Genomic DNA, 16188 nt, shown 5'->3' on the forward strand with positions numbered 1-16188 from the left:
GGGTCAGCGACTTATTGTCTGTAGCAAGGTTAACCGTTTAGGGGAGCCGTAGGGAAACCGAGTCTTAACAGGGCGTTTAGTTGCAGGCAATAGACCCGAAACCCGGCGATCTATCCATGGGCAGGTTGAAGGTTGAGTAACATCAACTGGAGGACCGAACCCACTAATGTTGAAAAATTAGGGGATGACCTGTGGATCGGAGTGAAAGGCTAATCAAGCCGGGAGATAGCTGGTTCTCCTCGAAAGCTATTTAGGTAGCGCCTCGCGTCTCACCCACGGGGGTAGAGCACTGTTTGGGCTAGGGGGTCATCCCGACTTACCAACCCCATGCAAACTCCGAATACCGTGGAGTGCAATCGCGGGAGACACACGGCGGGTGCTAACGTCCGTCGTGGAAAGGGAAACAACCCAGACCGCCAGCTAAGGTCCCAAATACCAGTTAAGTGGGAAACGATGTGGGAAGGCCCAGACAGCTAGGAGGTTGGCTTAGAAGCAGCCATCCTTTAAAGAAAGCGTAATAGCTCACTAGTCGAGTCGGCCCGCGCGGAAGATATACCGGGGCTCAAACTGGTAACCGAAGCTGCGGATGCTCTTAGGAGCATGGTAGAGGAGCGTTGTGTAAGCCGCTGAAGGTTGACCGGGAGGTTGGCTGGAGGTATCACAAGTGCGAATGCTGACATGAGTAACGATAAGGGGGGTGAAAAACCTCCCCGCCGGAAGACCAAGGGTTCCTGTCCAACGCTAATCGGGACAGGGTTAGTCGGCCCCTAAGGCGAGGGCGAAAGCCGTAGTCGATGGGGAACAGGTTAATATTCCTGTACTTGCTATTGCTGCGATGGAGTGACGGAGAAGGCTAGGCCGGCATGGCGATTGGTTGTCCATGTTTAAGGTTGTAGGCTGGGGACTTAGGCAAATCCGGGTCCTTAAGGCTGAGAGCTGATGACGAGTCTCTATTTTGAGACGAAGTGGTTGATGCCCTGCTTCCAGGAAAAACTTCTAAGCTTCAGGCAATAGTGAACCGTACTCTAAACCGACACAGGTGGTCAGGTAGAGAATACCAAGGCGCTTGAGAGAACCCTGGTGAAGGAACTAGGCAAAATGGTACCGTAACTTCGGGAGAAGGTACGCCGGTTTTGGTGATGGGACTTGCTCCCTAAGCTGAGGCCGGTCGAAGTGACCAGGTGGCTGCGACTGTTTATTAAAAACATAGCACTCTGCAAACTCGTAAGAGGACGTATAGGGTGTGACGCCTGCCCGGTGCCGGAAGGTTAATTGATGGGGTTAGCTTAGGCGAAGCTCTTGATCGAAGCCCCGGTAAACGGCGGCCGTAACTATAACGGTCCTAAGGTAGCGAAATTCCTTGTCGGGTAAGTTCCGACCTGCACGAATGGCGTAACGATGGCCACGCTGTCTCCACCAGGGACTCAGTGAAATTGAAATCGCTGTTAAGATGCAGTGTACCCGCGGCTAGACGGAAAGACCCCGTGAACCTTTACTACAGCTTTGCACTGAACTTTGAGCCTATTTGTGTAGGATAGGTGGGAGGCTTTGAAGCAGTAACGCCAGTTATTGTGGAGCCGTCCTTGAAATACCACCCTGGTATGTTTGAGGTTCTAACTCAGGTCCGTGATCCGGATCGAGGACAGTGTATGGTGGGTAGTTTGACTGGGGCGGTCTCCTCCCAAAGAGTAACGGAGGAGTACGAAGGTGCACTCAGCATGGTCGGAAATCATGCAATGAGTATAATGGTATAAGTGCGCTTGACTGCGAGACAGACATGTCGAGCAGGTACGAAAGTAGGTCATAGTGATCCGGCGATTCTGAATGGAAGGGTCGTCGCTCAACGGATAAAAGGTACTCCGGGGATAACAGGCTGATACCGCCCAAGAGTTCACATCGACGGCGGTGTTTGGCACCTCGATGTCGGCTCATCACATCCTGGGGCTGAAGCCGGTCCCAAGGGTATGGCTGTTCGCCATTTAAAGTGGTACGCGAGCTGGGTTTAGAACGTCGTGAGACAGTTCGGTCCCTATCTGCCGTGGGCGTTGGAGATTTGAGAAGAGTTGCTCCTAGTACGAGAGGACCGGAGTGAACGAACCTCTGGTGTTCCGGTTGTCACGCCAGTGGCATTGCCGGGTAGCTATGTTCGGACGGGATAACCGCTGAAAGCATCTAAGCGGGAAGCCTCCTTCAAGATAAGATCTCCCTGACTCCTTGAGAGTCCTGAAGGGCCCTGGAAGACTACCAGGTTGATAGGCTGGGTGTGGAAGCGTTGTGAGGCGTTGAGCTAACCAGTACTAATTGCCCGTGCGGCTTGACCATACAACAGAGATGGTTACTGGCGACTGAGCGAGTGGATTGTGTATAGAAAGGCACACAACAGGCGGTTTGCGGTGTATTACTACAGGGTGTTTTACCGAATGATTTGGGGTTATCGCCGGTCACACTGACCGAGGCAAACAGCGATAACACGGCGGGCAGAGTTAAGGCTCTTAAGACCAACGCCACCCGGAGCCAGTTTGCCTGACGGACATAGAGCTGTGGAACCACCTGATCCCTTGCCGAACTCAGCAGTGAAACGCAGCATCGCCGATGGTAGTGTGGGGTCTCCCCATGTGAGAGTAGGTCACTGTCAGGCTTTTAAAAGAGAAAACCCCTGCAGGGAAGCCTGCGGGGGTTTTGTTTTTTTGGGGTATATTGCAAAGCCCTGATCCCTCGCGGCCAGGGCTTTTTCCTTGTCTTGCTGTCGTCAACGGCAGAGGGCAGTTGATATACTCCGCGCCCACATTTTCAGCTAATCAAGTAGAAGAGGACTGGTGGATGGTGGCCAAGCTGATGACAGGTCTGGACTTGAAAGGTAAGCGTGTACTCATTCGCGAGGACCTGAATGTCCCGCTGAAGGGTGGGCGAATCACTTCTGATGCGCGCATCCGTGCGGCAATTCCCACGATCCAGGCCGCGATCAATGCTGGTGCCAGGGTAGTGCTGATGTCCCACCTGGGGCGGCCGGTCGAAGGGGAATACGCAGAAGAACTCTCCCTGGCTCCTGTCGCTGAGTATCTGGGCGAGTTGCTGGCTCGTGAAGTGCCGCTGGTGAAGGAATGGCGCAGCGGTGTGACACTGGCTGATGGCGAGGTGGCTCTGCTGGAGAATGTGCGCTTCAATTTGGGTGAGAAAAAGAATGATGAGGCCCTGGCCAAGGCCTATGCACAGTTGTGTGATGTCTTTGTGATGGATGCTTTTGGTACTGCTCACCGGGCCCAGGCATCTACCCACGGTGTGGCCAAGTATGCCCCGCTAGCCTGTGCTGGCCCGCTTTTGGCTGCGGAGCTGGAAGCTCTGGAAAAAGCGCTGGCCGAGCCGGCGCGTCCGCTGGTGGCGATCGTCGGCGGTGCCAAGGTTTCTACCAAGCTGACCGTTCTGGAGAGTCTGGCTGACAAAGTGGACCAGTTGATCGTCGGCGGCGGTATCGCCAACACGTTCCTTGCTGCCAGCGGCAAGCCGGTAGGGAAGTCCTTGTGTGAATACGATCTGGTGGATACCGCCAGAGGGCTGATGGAGAAATGCAATATCCCTCTGCCTGTGGATGTGGTGACCGGTAAGGCGTTGAGCGAAACTGCCACGGCGGTAACCAAGTCAGCCGATGCTGTGGCTGAAGACGATATGATCTTTGATATTGGTTCCCAGTCCTCCGAGCAGCTGGCGCAGATCCTAAAAAACGCCAGAACCATTATCTGGAATGGCCCTGTGGGGGTTTTCGAGTTTGACCAGTTCGGTGCCGGCACAGAGCATTTGTCCCAGGCAATCGCCGGTTGTGATGCGTTCTCTATCGCCGGTGGTGGTGATACCCTGGCAGCGGTGGACAAATACGGCGTTGCCGATAAAGTATCCTATATCTCCACTGGCGGTGGGGCCTTCCTTGAGTATGTAGAGGGCCGGACATTGCCGGCGGTAGCCATGCTGGAGTCCCGTGCAAACGATTGAGACAGCATTTCAACTCATGCCTGTCAATGATTGCTGGCAATTGATAAAAGCACAATTACAGATACGACGAAGAAACGAGAAAGGAATGAATTATGGCTCTTATCAGCCTGCGCCAGTTGCTGGACCACGCCGCAGAGCACAGCTATGGGGTGCCCGCATTTAATGTAAATAATCTGGAACAGATGCGCGCGATCATGGAAGCGGCCAGGGAGACCAACTCCCCCGTTATCGTGCAGGCGTCTGCCGGAGCGCGTAAATATGCCGGGGCACCTTTCCTGCGCCATTTGATCCTTGCCGCTATTGAGGAATTTCCGGAAATCCCGGTGGTGATGCACCAGGATCACGGCACCAGCCCTGCGGTATGCCAGCGTTCGATCCAGTTGGGTTTCAGTTCTGTGATGATGGACGGCTCGCTGCAGGAAGATGGCAAGACACCGGCTTCCTATACGTACAATGTCGATGTAACCCGCTGCGCGGTGGATATGGCACATGCCTGCGGTGTTTCCGTTGAAGGTGAATTGGGTTGTTTGGGCTCCCTGGAAACCGGCATGGCGGGAGAGGAGGATGGTGTTGGCGCCGAGGGCAAATTGTCCAAGGAGCAGTTGCTGACAGACCCGGAAGAGGCAGCGGATTTCGTACAGAAGACCAGGGTGGATGCTCTGGCGATTGCCTGCGGTACCAGCCATGGCGCCTATAAGTTCACCCGCCCGCCCACCGGCGATATCCTTGCCATTGGTCGCATCAGGGAGATCCACGCTCGTATTCCCGATACCCATCTCGTGATGCATGGCTCTTCCTCAGTGCCACAGGAGTGGTTGGCGGTGATCAACGAGTTTGGGGGGGAAATTCCCGAAACCTATGGAGTGCCTGTGGAGCAGATCTGTGAGGGCATCAAGCACGGTGTGCGCAAGGTCAACATCGACACCGATCTGCGTTTGGCCTCTACCGGCGCTATTCGCCGCTTCCTGGCCCAGAATCCCTCTGAATTTGACCCACGTAAATTCTACAAAGCCACTCTGCAGGCGATGAGGGCGATCTGTGTGGCCCGCTACGAAGCGTTTGGCAGCGCTGGCCAGGCCAGCGGGATTCGCCCTGTCAGCCTTGAAACCATGAGTGAACGCTATGCCGCTGGCGAATTGGAGCCAGCAATTAAGTGAGCGGTTACTTGCGCTAAAAGCCACGGGGGCGGTTATCGCGCGTGCCCTTATTGATTCAGAATATCTATTGGCCAGCCACACCGTCACTTCCTTACTGAAAAATGCAGTACCATTGATCCAATGGATACCTTGCAAGATATCAGTAACTTTGAAAGCAGCCCGGTGATCAAGCGCCCGGACTATTCGGCGCTGCGCCGGAAGTTGCCACAACTTGACTTCAATAGTGACGCGGCCCCACTGGTAACGGAGTTGCAGGACTATCGGAATTTCTATGACCTGCACTTCCCGCTCGCCCACAAAACTGGGGTTGGCACCTTTATCGCAGCGGGCTTTGAGCTGGTGTCACAATACTGGCTGGTGGAGAACCCCCGTGGCACACTGTTTATCTGTCACGGATACTTTGATCACACCGGTATCTATGGTCCGGCGATTCGCTTCGGCCTGGAGCGCAACCTGAATGTGGTGATTTTCGATTTTCCGGGTCACGGCCTTTCCAGTGGGGAGCGGGTAGCCATACAGACCTTCCTGCAATACCGCCAGGTATTTGACCGCCTTCTCTATATTGCCAGCGACAAGCTGCCAGGACCCTGGCATGGTATGGGGCAGAGTACCGGGGGGGCGGCGTTAATGGTCCACTTGCAATACAGTCGCTGGCAGCCACTGGATAAGATTTTCCTGCTTGCCCCACTGGTACGCCCGGCAAACTGGCACCTGGTCAAGTGGAAGTACTACCTGGGGCGTCTGTTTATCAGCGAGCCCAGCCGTGAATTCAATATCAATACCCACGATGCGGAATTCTCCCGGCGCCAGGCGTTGCGCGATCCTCTGCAGTCCCAGGTGATTTCCATGTGCTGGCTCGGTGCCATGGTGGACTGGATAAAAACCTTCCCTAAAACCGCACGAAATCCCCGCAAAATGCTGGTTGTGCAGGGCACCGGTGATGGTACAGTGGATTGGCGCTACGATATGCGTGCGATCCGCGACCGATTTCCCCATTGCCACAGGGTATTGATTCGCGGTGCCCGCCACCAGATGATCAATGAAACACAGCCCTATCGGCACCAGATACTGGCGGCGATGGACGACTGGTTGAACCGCTGAAAGAGTTTGCGGCAGGCAGAGAGGATTTTCTCTCCGTGAGGGTGAACTGTGATAGGGGCATTATTGCGATAGGGTAGATTGGTTCAGTCCCGGTAGCCACACAATAAACACTAACTGGATATTGCGTCGGCCTGTCATTATTCCGTAGCGATGTTATCCGATGCCTTGAGAGAAAATTCGGGCGTGTTTGGCAAGGCAATAAAATAGAGAAAAATCAGCCTGCCTTTGTTGCTGGGGAACTCTATTGGGAAAAACCGGTGGTGGCACCGATGGTTCTTCCCTTTGGTGCAATGTGGTTTCAGCACCTGCGGGAAGAATAGACTAGACTTCTGCCGCAGCATTGTCATAAGTGAAAATTTGATTCACAACCGTTTCTATGCTCAGGTGAAAAATTGTCACACTGAAAAAAATTGTTGCTTAACCTCCTGCCATTCCCCCAATGCGGCTGGTGTGTGCAGGCAGATAGTAATCTGTTCAAATTGGCCACTGCATGCTGTCAGCACCGCCAGTGCCTGATGGGCTGCAATTGCATGGGGAAAACGATTGGTGCCGGCCCCTAATGCGGGAAAGAGAAGGTATTTTAGGCCGTTTTGTTCTGCCAGCGCTAGCACATTTTCGTAGCAGTGTCGCAATTGCTGCAGGGCCTGTGCGCCCCATTGGTCGCCGCTGCTCCACTGGGGTGTCACCGTGTGCAGTAGATAGTTTACCCCCAATTGGTAGGCTCGAGTGAGACGGGCCTCACCTACGGCACATTCGGGTTGCAGTTGGCACTGTGTTACCAATTCCACGCCACCGCGCGCATAAATCTGTGCGGAAAGACCTCGCCCGCAAATCAGGTGTTTGTGCGCTGGACACACAAGTGCATCCCCATGTAGTGTCAGAATATCGCCCCAGGTCAGTATAATTGGTCTCACGGTGTCCCATTTCCAAAGTGTGATTTACTAATACTTTAGCGTGCGACTTTGGCTGCAGAAAGAATCCCCCTATACTCAGCACTGCTGCGCTCCTGTGGCAGGTGCCTTCTGCTGGAGTCATGTGCGGGCACCGGGCTGCAGGACTGGGGACCACTGCGGTCTGTTTGGCAACAGAGATAATCATGCATTCAGGGTATAATAAACAGAATCCCACGCTTTGTACGTCGGTGGAGGAGATGCGGCAGATAGACCTCCGCCGCCGCATCCTGGCCGCTTCTTATATGTTGATATTCGCCATGGCAGTAACAGGCGCCATGGCCGTCATTGCTCTGTCTGTCACAGAAATACTGCAGGCGATAACACTGTCGGTGGTTGCAGTGATCATCCTGTGTACTTACGTCATCATCAATGTGTCAGGCCCCAGTGAGAAGACACCGCTACTGGTTGGGGGTCTGCTGTTGGCACTTTACTTTTATCTGCTATTAACCGGTGGCGTGAACAACACCGGCTTGATGTGGGCTGTTATGCTGGTTCCCGGTTTTATCAACCTTTACGGTTACAAAACCGGCACCGTTGCCCTTTTGGGTATCGGTATTGCCACCGCGTGTGTGCTTTTCTACCCTGAGTTTCCCGGTTTTACTGCCACATATGACACCGCTTACCGCGCGCGCTTTATCGCAGTCTTCGGTGCTCTCACAGCCCTGACCGCGCTCCTTGATAGCAGTCGTCACCAGACACAGCAGCTGCTGGAACGACTGACAGGGGAACTGGAGAAAAACGCATCCACAGATGCCCTGACCGGGCTCGCCAACCGTCGCGAAGCCTACCGTGCCATCCACGACCTGGAGCACCGCAATCGGGAGCTGCACAGTAAATATGTGATCTTGATTGGCGACCTCGATAATTTCAAGACGATCAACGATACCTACGGGCATGCGTTCGGTGATCGTATTCTGCAGGATGTTGCCAGGGTGCTCAGGGACAACACCCGTGCGGGGGATATTGTCGCGCGCTGGGGGGGCGAGGAATTTCTGCTCTTGCTGCCCAACGCGGATGTGCGTGGTGGCAGCCTACTGGCAGAGAAGTTGCGCCGCAGGGTAGAGACTCTAAGCCGCCGTTACGTACAGCCGGTGAAAGTCTCCATCAGTTTTGGTGTCGTGGAAGGCAATAGCCGCAGTTGTCCTCACAATCAGTTGCTTGCAGAAGCAGACAAGCGTATGTACTGTGCGAAAAACAGTGGCCGCAACAAGGTGGTTGCGGCCTGATAGTGATGACTGTTAAGCGATAAAGCTGCGCAGACAAAAGCCAATACCCAGGGCGAGCGCGGCTGCAGCCCCGCCAAAAATCAGCGTTGTGAGCCCCGAGGCCAGTATCCGGCGGGAAAACACCAAGCCTTTACACAGGCCAATGGCAAAGAAAGTGCAAGCTGCTAAAACCGTGCTGATGTAGAATTGCTGTGTTGTGTCCAGCGGTTGAACAAGATAAGGCAGCAGTGGTATGGCGCCCACTCCAATAAACGCGAAAAAGGTCACCAGTGCCGCCCCGAGGGGTTTGCGTGCGAAACGACTGATGCCGTATTCCTCCGCCAACATGGTCTCTATCCAGAGCTTGCGATTGGCGGTAATGGTAGCGACGATTTGTTCCAGTATTTCCCCATGAAATCCTTTGCGGTGAAAGATCTGGCGAATTTCCTCCCGTTCTCCCTCAGGCACTAGGGCAATATGCTGGCATTCGGTGCGGGTTGCCGCCGCCAATTGCGCCCGCTCCACGCTGGTGGCCTCGTAGTTGCTCACAGCCATGCTGAAGCCATCGGCAATCAGGTTAGCGAAGCCCATGACCAGCACCACTGCTTCGGAAAAGCCGGCACCGAATGCCCCGGCTACAATGGCGAAGGTGGTGACACAGCCATCAATAGCTCCCAGAACAAAATCGGAAACCCGCTGGGATTTGGGTGCGCGGTGCAGGCGCGCCTGAATACGTTCCGGGCGGTGTTCTTCGAGCAGGGCGTATCGATCTGCTTTGTCCAGCTTCCCTTTTTTTCCTCCCATTACAAGGGCTCTCCCTTTGGAGCCTATCTCCGCGCCGCTATAACGGTGTGTTTATGCCGCAAAGTCACAAGTCGGGGGCACGGTAGGCTGTGGCTAGATTCTAGATCAAAGCTCGGCACCAGGTGCCATTGCGCAGTGATTGCTGTCGTGCGCATCTGGGAGGAGGGTAACTGACTGTACTGACTTGCAAGGTTGAGATGGAATTTGATATCCAACCCCTCCGGCTCGGCAATGTCTCATTGGGCCGCGGGCCGGTGGAATGCCCTGGATCGCCGCCGGTGGTGTGCACCTTACCGGCATGCTTTTTCATGGACCCGGCAAGACTATTTGTCGCTTGCAATCTATTCGCACGCTTTAATGTACGATAAAGCTGCCTCTGTCAACACCGGTATTACCGGTCTTTGGGTCATAGGCGTAGACCAGGATTTCATAGACACCGGGTGTATCGGTGGAAAAAAGGGCACTGAATGTATTCATGGTGTCGTGTAACTTTAACGGCACTGTGGCAAAGATCTTTCCCTCTTTTTTTACCTGCGCCACCACTTCAATTGTGCTGCCATCCCAGAGGCCGCCCTCGGTAATTGAGCAGCCACACATCATCACCACGTTGGCGCGGATCTCATAAGGGCTCTGGTCGAGGCCAGTGTAGAGGTGTGTCTGCGGATTGAGCAAGTCCACCACCATACCCGGTATTTCCACGATCAGCCCTTCGCCATTGATGGGTTTGCCAGGCACCAGCCAGGTTTGGGTTTGCGCAACCACCCGGGCCTGTTTTTTAATGTATGGGGCGAGGATTTCAATAGTAAGAAACACCGGATTGCTGATATCCAGTGTTGCAGTGAAGTGCGCTGCCCCGGTGGCGATCGGTAGATAGCGTTCCCGCGGGGTTTTCATGATCTTGCCGGTATCTCCGGTACTGCCCTGGGTCAGTCCTTTGGCAAGGATCTCACCGGTATCCGCCGCGCGGATAATGACCATGGCACCCCCAATGGAGGAGCCAATAAATTTCGCATCCCTGGCCTGGGCGCGCACGGTAATCTCTGTAGGTATGGCCTTCGCCCACAGGGGCATGGTGATGCACTGCACAGCCAGAACACAGAAAAAAATAGCCAGTTTTTTCATGGTATATTCCCCATGCAAAGCCCTGTCAGTATCAATGGGTTTCCAAAAAGCAATTCCCCAAGCCACAGCCCCGCACAGCTACCACAGAAGGTGCGGTAGAGTGGATTTACCGAGCGTGTTGCATAGGCGAAACGGCTTTTTTGCTCGGGTTAAGCGCCTACAATCAGGCGCCCTGAACAGATTTCACCCAGCGGGCTACACGGCTCTCCAGTACCGGTATCGGTAGAGCGCCGCCGCCCAACACGGTATCGTGGAAACCGCGGATATCGAACTTATCGCCCAGTTGCTCCTCGGCCTGTCTGCGCAGCTCCTGGATTTTCAGCATACCGATCTTATAGGCGGTGGCCTGTCCCGGCCATACCAGGTAACGGCGCACTTCGGAGCGCACAGCAGTTTCCGGGATTGCGGAATTTTCCAGGAAGTATTCCACCGCCTGCTCTTCACTCCAGCCCTTGGCGTGCATACCGGTATCCACCACCAGGCGAATAGCACGCCACATTTCGGCAGTCAGATGACCGAACAGATTGTAGGGGTCCTCATAGGCCCCCATTTCCTTGGCCAGCTTCTCAGAGTACAGTGCCCAGCCCTCTGAGTAGACGGTAAAGTGCGCCTGGGTGCGAAACAGCGGGATACCCTCCAGCTCCTGGGCAATGGAGATTTGCATATGGTGGCCGGGATTGCCCTCGTGGTAGGCCACGGTTTCCATATCGGTGGTGGAGTAGGCGCTCATGTCAGACAGGTGCGCGTAATAGACCCCAGGGCGGGTGCCATCCGGGGTACCCGGATAGTAGTGCTGGGCTCCACCGTCCTGCTCGCGGAAGGACTCAACGCGCTTCACCACCAGCTCTGCCTTGGGCAGCAACCCGAAGTACTCGGGCAGCCTGGTGCTGATATCGTTGAGAAAGGCTTTCGAATCATTCAAGTAGCTCTGGCGGCCCATGTCGGTATTTGGGTAGTAGAACTGCTTGTCCTCGCGGATAAAGGTAAAGAATTCCTGCAGGCTACCTTTGAAGCCCACCTGCTCCTTGATGGTTTCCATTTCTCCCCGGATACGCGCCACTTCCTTCAGCCCGATATTATGGATCTCATCGGCGGTCAGCTTGGTGGTGGTGGTATTGGCCAGGCGCTGGTTATAGAAAGCCGGGCCGTCTGGCAGGCTGCTGGCGCCCTGGGGTTGCGCGGAGGCTTTCTGCATATCTTCCTTGAGCCAGGAGATCAGGGTTTTGTAGGCGGGCAGGAATTGGGTTTCCAGGGCCCTGCGGGCGTCCGCGGTCAGCTTGTCAGCTTGTTTCTGGTTGATCTTACCGGCTTCCAGCAATGCGGCAATCTTGCCCTTGGCGCCGGCCCACAGGGGGGCGTCATCACCATTCTTGAAGGGGGCGCCGTCAATCAGCTTGCTGGACTGTTCGATAGCGCCCTCAAAGGCAAAGCGCGGTGGGCGGATACCCGCCTTGGCGGCCAGCTCGGCCCGCTCAAGCAACTGGTTGATAGCGCGGGAGATACCGCCGATACGGGCAATATAGGCCTGCATATCCTCGATAGTGTCCACCTTGTGGAAGTTCAGCAGGAAGTTGGGTAGTTGTGACTGGGAGCCGCCCATTTGCTCGAAGATGTAACCATGGCGCTTGAAGGGTTCGGCTGCCCTGGCCTGTTCAAACTGGAAGTGCCAGATATCGTAGGAATTTTTCCCTTCCTGGGTCAGCTTATCGTAGTGGAAGTGCTTCTTCAGGTCGGCAACGGTCTTCTCCATCCAGGCCAGCCGGCGCGCCTCTGCAGCCTCGCTCATATCGTCTATTTGATCGTACAGCTCCTTGCGCCCGAGATAGGACAGTTGCATGGGGCTGAACTGTAACTGCTCTTCGTACCGTGCATCCAGCCACTCGGTCAGGCGGTGTGTTTCCGCTTCGGCGTCCAAGGTGACAGGCGCCTCTGCAGGGGTGCTCTGGACCTTGTCGGTCAGAGCTGTTGCCTCTGTGCCCCTATCGGCCTGACAGCCTGTGAAGATGGCGACAGCCAACAGGCCGGGAATCAAAGGATTGTTCAGCGTAATCGGCATTTTTCGGTCTCGGTCATTCGTTGTATCAATAAATGCCTGTAACTTTGACACGAAATCCCTGGGGTGTCGATTCAGGCGCTTTCAAAGGCCGGTTCTGTGCGTTGAGCGGTGGGGCTTCCAATTGGCAGGGTTTCTCTGGGCAGGGAGTTGCATACGGAGTGAGCCTTATCCCCACTTGAATCTGTATAGCGCTGCAGGCTCTGATGTTATCCAGAAGACCAAACCGGTTTCCCCTTGCATTCGAACTCCTCTATGTAACCTTGCAAATGATGGCAATAAGACCGAAAAGGTTGGCAGAAGTGGATAGCCAGGGTGTGTCTGTGATGCAGAGGTTCTGCAAAGGGTCACTTGGAGTGCTGCTTTTTTACACGCTCGGGGTACAGGTACGGCATATCGGCTGCTGGCGAGGGATATACCAGAGTTATACACAGCTCTATCCATGGTTTCTGTGAGTAACAAGTCTGTAATAACACCATGCCGGTGAGAGGTTGTGGACAGGGCACTTGCACAAGAGAAGTGACAGCTGCTGGAGGAGACCTTGCTATGGGGGTAATGAAAAGCCCCCACAGCGGGGGCTTTTGGTATGGGCAAAGGGGGGTCTTTCTGGCTTGATTCCCGGCCTAATCTGTTTTAGTGGGAATGCGGCCCAGATCGCCTTCCATTTCCGCAGCCAGGAAGGAAATCACGACCCAGGCTGCGACATTCTGGCGAAGGTTTTCTGGGTCAACCTTGTCCAGTGTGTCATTGGGGGTATGGTGGTAGTCGAAGTAATCTGTGCCGTCCTGGTAGAGGCCAAAGGCGGGTACGCCCCGGGCGACGAATACACTGCTGTCCGGACCGCCGGAAGAGGCGTTATTGCCGCGTTCAATGCCGAGGGGTGCGAGCAACTGCATCATCTGGTCGGCGATATCGAATTTGTTCTCGGGCAGGCGGGTGTCAAAACGCCAGATTTTCCCCGCGCCGAAATCGGATTCGGATATGGCGATAATATTGTCCAGTTCATGACGGTGGGCATCGACATATTGTTTGGCACCTACCAAGCCTATCTCTTCGGCGCCAAACAGAATTACGCGCAGGGTGCGGCGCGGGCGAACTGGCAGCTCTGCGATGAGCCTGGCCGTCTCCAGGACAATAGCAACGCCGGCGCCATCGTCAAGGGCGCCAGTGCCCTCGTCCCAGGAGTCCAGATGGGCCCCAATCACCATGGCCTCTTCGGGTCGCTCGCGGCCGGTGATCTCTCCGATCACATTGAAGGAGGGGCCATCGGCAAGGCGTTCATTGTCGACATCAAGTCTGACCACTACGGGCCCGCCGCGCTTGAGCATGGCTTCGAGCAAATTCGCATCCGGTGCCGAGAGCGCCAAAGCGGGCACCGGGTTTTCAATATTATCGATCGCCATCATGCCGGTGTGGGCAAAACGGTCAGAGTCTGTTCCCACGGAGCGCAGAAGCAGCGCTGCGGCGCCTTTTGTGGCGGCTGCACGCATCCCCCTACTGCGTCCTTGAACCGCGGGGCCATAGCCTTCACCGGTGCGGGCCTTTTCCATACGCTTGTTGATAAAGGCAATCTTGCCCTTCACTTGCTCTGGCGGTGCCTTTAACAGCGCTTCCACATCGGCAAACTCGACAATCTCTGCGCTCAGCCCATCCTCCGGTGTGGCGACACCAAATCCCAGGGAGGTGACGACTAGTGGCTGTGGGTAGGGTGCAATCACTTCGGCATGTGCGTGACCGCGCACCCAGCGCGGCACTTCGACCTGCTCGGTATACACCCGGTCGAAACCCAGCGCCTTCATTTTTTGCTGGGCCCAGGCAACTGCGCGGCGGTCACCTTCGGTTCCCGCGCGGCGTGGGCCGACTTCCACTGTCAGTGACTCCACAATGCTGTAGGCATCGGAGGACTCCAGTGCGCGGTCGCGCAGCACTTCGGCAACCGAGAGGTCCTCTTGGGGAAGTGGCTTGGCCTGGACGGCACCGAGGGCCATGGCGGCTATCAAGCTCCCGGTTAGGGTCAACAGTCGTTTAAACATGGGTTTATCCTTGGTTAATGTTTATTGGGTTCAGGATTTAGGCTGTTGGCCGGCTATTTCAGTGAGGAGTTGGCGACGCACCTCACGCAACTGTTTGATGCCGGCTTGGGTAAATAAATAGGGAGAGCCCTCATTGTATTCACGTTCTTCAATCTTCAGGCACTCAAGGCGCAACTGTTCCAGCCTGGGATCGTGACGCATGGGACAGGCTACCAGAGCGCGCCATTCAGTTTCACTGGCCTGCCCGGAAATCACATCTTCAAGCCCCCTGACAAAACTTTGCCTATCCATACGGAATCTGGGTGTGCGCAGGTGCATCAACGTCCAGACAACGATAACAAAAGCGCTAAGCGACAGTAATAGCGTTAAGATTATGCCCACCTTTTACGCCTCCAATAATAATTTTACCGCTACAGCAACTGTAGTGAGAATAAGGATGGGCCTGATTAACTGGATGCCCCGTGAAATCACCAGGTTTGAGCCGATGCGTGCACCGCAAAACTGGGCAACAGACATACTGATTGCCAGCCACAGCAAAAGATGACCACCCAGGATAAACAAGATCATTGAGGTGGTATTGGTTGCCAAAACCAGGGGCTTGGTGGATGCCGTGGCTCTGCGCATGTTGTAGCCGAGGAGTGCAGCGAAGGCGAGGGCATAGATAGAGCCCATACCGGGGCCAAAGAAGCCGCCGTAAAAGCCCACCCCGCTACCCACGGACAGGTTGAATACACCAGTGCCCATTCTGGGTTTGGAATCGATATCGGATATCCTTGGGGAGAGCGCAAAGTATAGCGCAATTGCAATAAGCAGAATCGGTAAAAGGATCTGCAGATCTTCGCCGCCCAGCCGGGTAACGGTCCAGGTGCCCACCAGAGAACCAAAAATTGCAGCAATCAGGCCGGGCCAAAGAGGCTTTAATTGCAGCTGTCCCTTCTGTAGGAAATTGACCGTCGATGAAAGTGTACCGAAGACGCTTTGAAATTTATTGGTACCGAGGGCATCCAGCGGGGGGATGCCGGCCCAAAGAAGGGCGGGCAAGGTAATAATGCCACCACCACCGGCGATAGCACTCACAAAACCCGCGGCAAAGGCTACCGCGGTCAAGATCAGGTAGGTGCTTGTGGATATTTCGCTACTGAGTTCTATCACGGGAGGATGCATTACCCTTCAGGGTGTTGGTCTGCTTATTGCGGTGATATCCCTGATATTTACTGAAGCGAAGCTGAATTTCCCGCATATCCTGTTCCAGGTCCCCTGTAGGCTGATACAGGGAGTCCAGACAAAGACGTTTTCGGGGGAAATCCCAGGCAACCAGGAAAATGGGCACATCGGCAGCGTAGGCAATGCGCAAAAAGCCGTTTTTCCATTTGGTGACTTTCTCGCGTGTGCCCTCTGGGGTGATGCCTACCCACATCTTTTCATTGTCTCGGAACTGGGATGCCACCTGTTGTGCGATACCGCCGGCAGCAGAGCGGTCGGTGGGTACGCCGCCGAGCCATGTAAATAGCCCCCTGAAGGGAAAGAAAAAGGCCTCTTTCTTCATCAGCCAGGAAATCCTTACCCGATAGGCCATGATAAACGGCATGGCCACAACAAAGTCCCAGTTGGAGGTGTGCGGGGCCAGTGCCACCATCACTTTTTTTTCCGATGGAAAGGTGCCTTCCAGGCGCCAGCCTATCAGCCAGATCAACAGCCTGCCAATGGCGGCGGTAAAACGGTTGCCAAGACGCGGTATCTCTGCCGGTAACTCTTTATGCTGGCTCATTCATGGTC

At 55.0% G+C, this 16188-nt stretch carries 12 protein-coding genes and 2 rRNA genes (1 of these 14 only partly in view); 6 read left to right on the forward strand and 8 right to left on the reverse strand.

Annotated elements, in window-relative coordinates; all coding sequences use genetic code 11:
* The 5 genes from M8T91_RS02235 to M8T91_RS02255 all read left to right on the forward strand — a co-directional run.
* Positions 1 to 2322 (forward strand): 23S ribosomal RNA (locus M8T91_RS02235) (it extends 559 nt beyond the left edge of the window).
* Between the two features lie 200 nt (positions 2323 to 2522).
* Positions 2523 to 2638 (forward strand): 5S ribosomal RNA (rrf, locus tag M8T91_RS02240).
* A gap of 182 nt (positions 2639 to 2820) precedes the next feature.
* A complete protein-coding gene (locus M8T91_RS02245) occupies positions 2821 to 3984 on the forward strand; it encodes a phosphoglycerate kinase (RefSeq protein ID WP_301416408.1) in 1164 nt (387 codons plus the stop codon).
* Between the two features lie 92 nt (positions 3985 to 4076).
* Complete coding sequence (gene fba, locus M8T91_RS02250) at positions 4077 to 5141, forward strand: class II fructose-bisphosphate aldolase (protein WP_301416410.1); 1065 nt, start codon at positions 4077 to 4079, stop codon at positions 5139 to 5141.
* Positions 5142 to 5261: 120 nt separating this feature from the next.
* On the forward strand, positions 5262 to 6242 hold the full coding sequence (locus M8T91_RS02255; protein ID WP_301416412.1) for an alpha/beta hydrolase: 981 nt from the start codon (positions 5262 to 5264) through the stop codon (positions 6240 to 6242).
* Between the two features lie 395 nt (positions 6243 to 6637).
* Here the strand turns inward: M8T91_RS02255 and M8T91_RS02260 are convergent, their stop codons facing one another.
* The gene (locus M8T91_RS02260) at positions 6638 to 7156 is read right to left on the reverse strand and encodes a macro domain-containing protein (RefSeq protein ID WP_301416414.1); all 519 of its coding nucleotides are present in this window, start codon (positions 7154 to 7156) and stop codon (positions 6638 to 6640) included.
* 182 nt (positions 7157 to 7338) lie between these two features.
* Here M8T91_RS02260 and M8T91_RS02265 point away from each other — a divergent pair, with 182 nt between their 5' ends.
* On the forward strand, positions 7339 to 8421 hold the full coding sequence (locus M8T91_RS02265; protein WP_301416415.1) for a GGDEF domain-containing protein: 1083 nt from the start codon (positions 7339 to 7341) through the stop codon (positions 8419 to 8421).
* A 12-nt stretch (positions 8422 to 8433) separates the two neighbouring features.
* Here M8T91_RS02265 and M8T91_RS02270 read toward each other — a convergent pair whose 3' ends face one another.
* The 7 genes from M8T91_RS02270 to M8T91_RS02300 form a co-directional block, all read right to left on the reverse strand.
* Positions 8434 to 9204, reverse strand: coding sequence for a VIT1/CCC1 transporter family protein (locus M8T91_RS02270; protein WP_301416417.1), 771 nt, complete (start codon positions 9202 to 9204; stop codon positions 8434 to 8436).
* A 354-nt stretch (positions 9205 to 9558) separates the two neighbouring features.
* Complete coding sequence (locus M8T91_RS02275; protein ID WP_301416419.1) at positions 9559 to 10326, reverse strand: hypothetical protein; 768 nt, start codon at positions 10324 to 10326, stop codon at positions 9559 to 9561.
* A gap of 163 nt (positions 10327 to 10489) precedes the next feature.
* Positions 10490 to 12433 (reverse strand): DUF885 domain-containing protein, encoded by a 1944-nt coding sequence (locus M8T91_RS02280; RefSeq protein WP_301416421.1) that lies wholly within the window; start codon positions 12431 to 12433, stop codon positions 10490 to 10492.
* Between the two features lie 569 nt (positions 12434 to 13002).
* Positions 13003 to 14412: a M20/M25/M40 family metallo-hydrolase gene (locus M8T91_RS02285; protein WP_301416423.1), complete on the reverse strand. Its 1410-nt coding sequence runs from the start codon at positions 14410 to 14412 to the stop codon at positions 13003 to 13005.
* A 30-nt stretch (positions 14413 to 14442) separates the two neighbouring features.
* Complete coding sequence (locus tag M8T91_RS02290) at positions 14443 to 14793, reverse strand: hypothetical protein (RefSeq protein ID WP_301416424.1); 351 nt, start codon at positions 14791 to 14793, stop codon at positions 14443 to 14445.
* Positions 14794 to 14796: 3 nt separating this feature from the next.
* A complete protein-coding gene (locus M8T91_RS02295) occupies positions 14797 to 15564 on the reverse strand; it encodes a TSUP family transporter (RefSeq protein WP_301416425.1) in 768 nt (255 codons plus the stop codon).
* Positions 15548 to 16180: a 1-acyl-sn-glycerol-3-phosphate acyltransferase gene (locus M8T91_RS02300; RefSeq protein ID WP_301416426.1), complete on the reverse strand. Its 633-nt coding sequence runs from the start codon at positions 16178 to 16180 to the stop codon at positions 15548 to 15550. The genes M8T91_RS02295 and M8T91_RS02300 overlap by 17 nt, the downstream gene beginning before the upstream one ends.
* Positions 16181 to 16188 lie beyond the last annotated feature (8 nt).

It is taken from the genome of Microbulbifer sp. MI-G (assembly GCF_030440425.1).
Lineage (GTDB): Bacteria > Pseudomonadota > Gammaproteobacteria > Pseudomonadales > Cellvibrionaceae > Microbulbifer > Microbulbifer spongiae.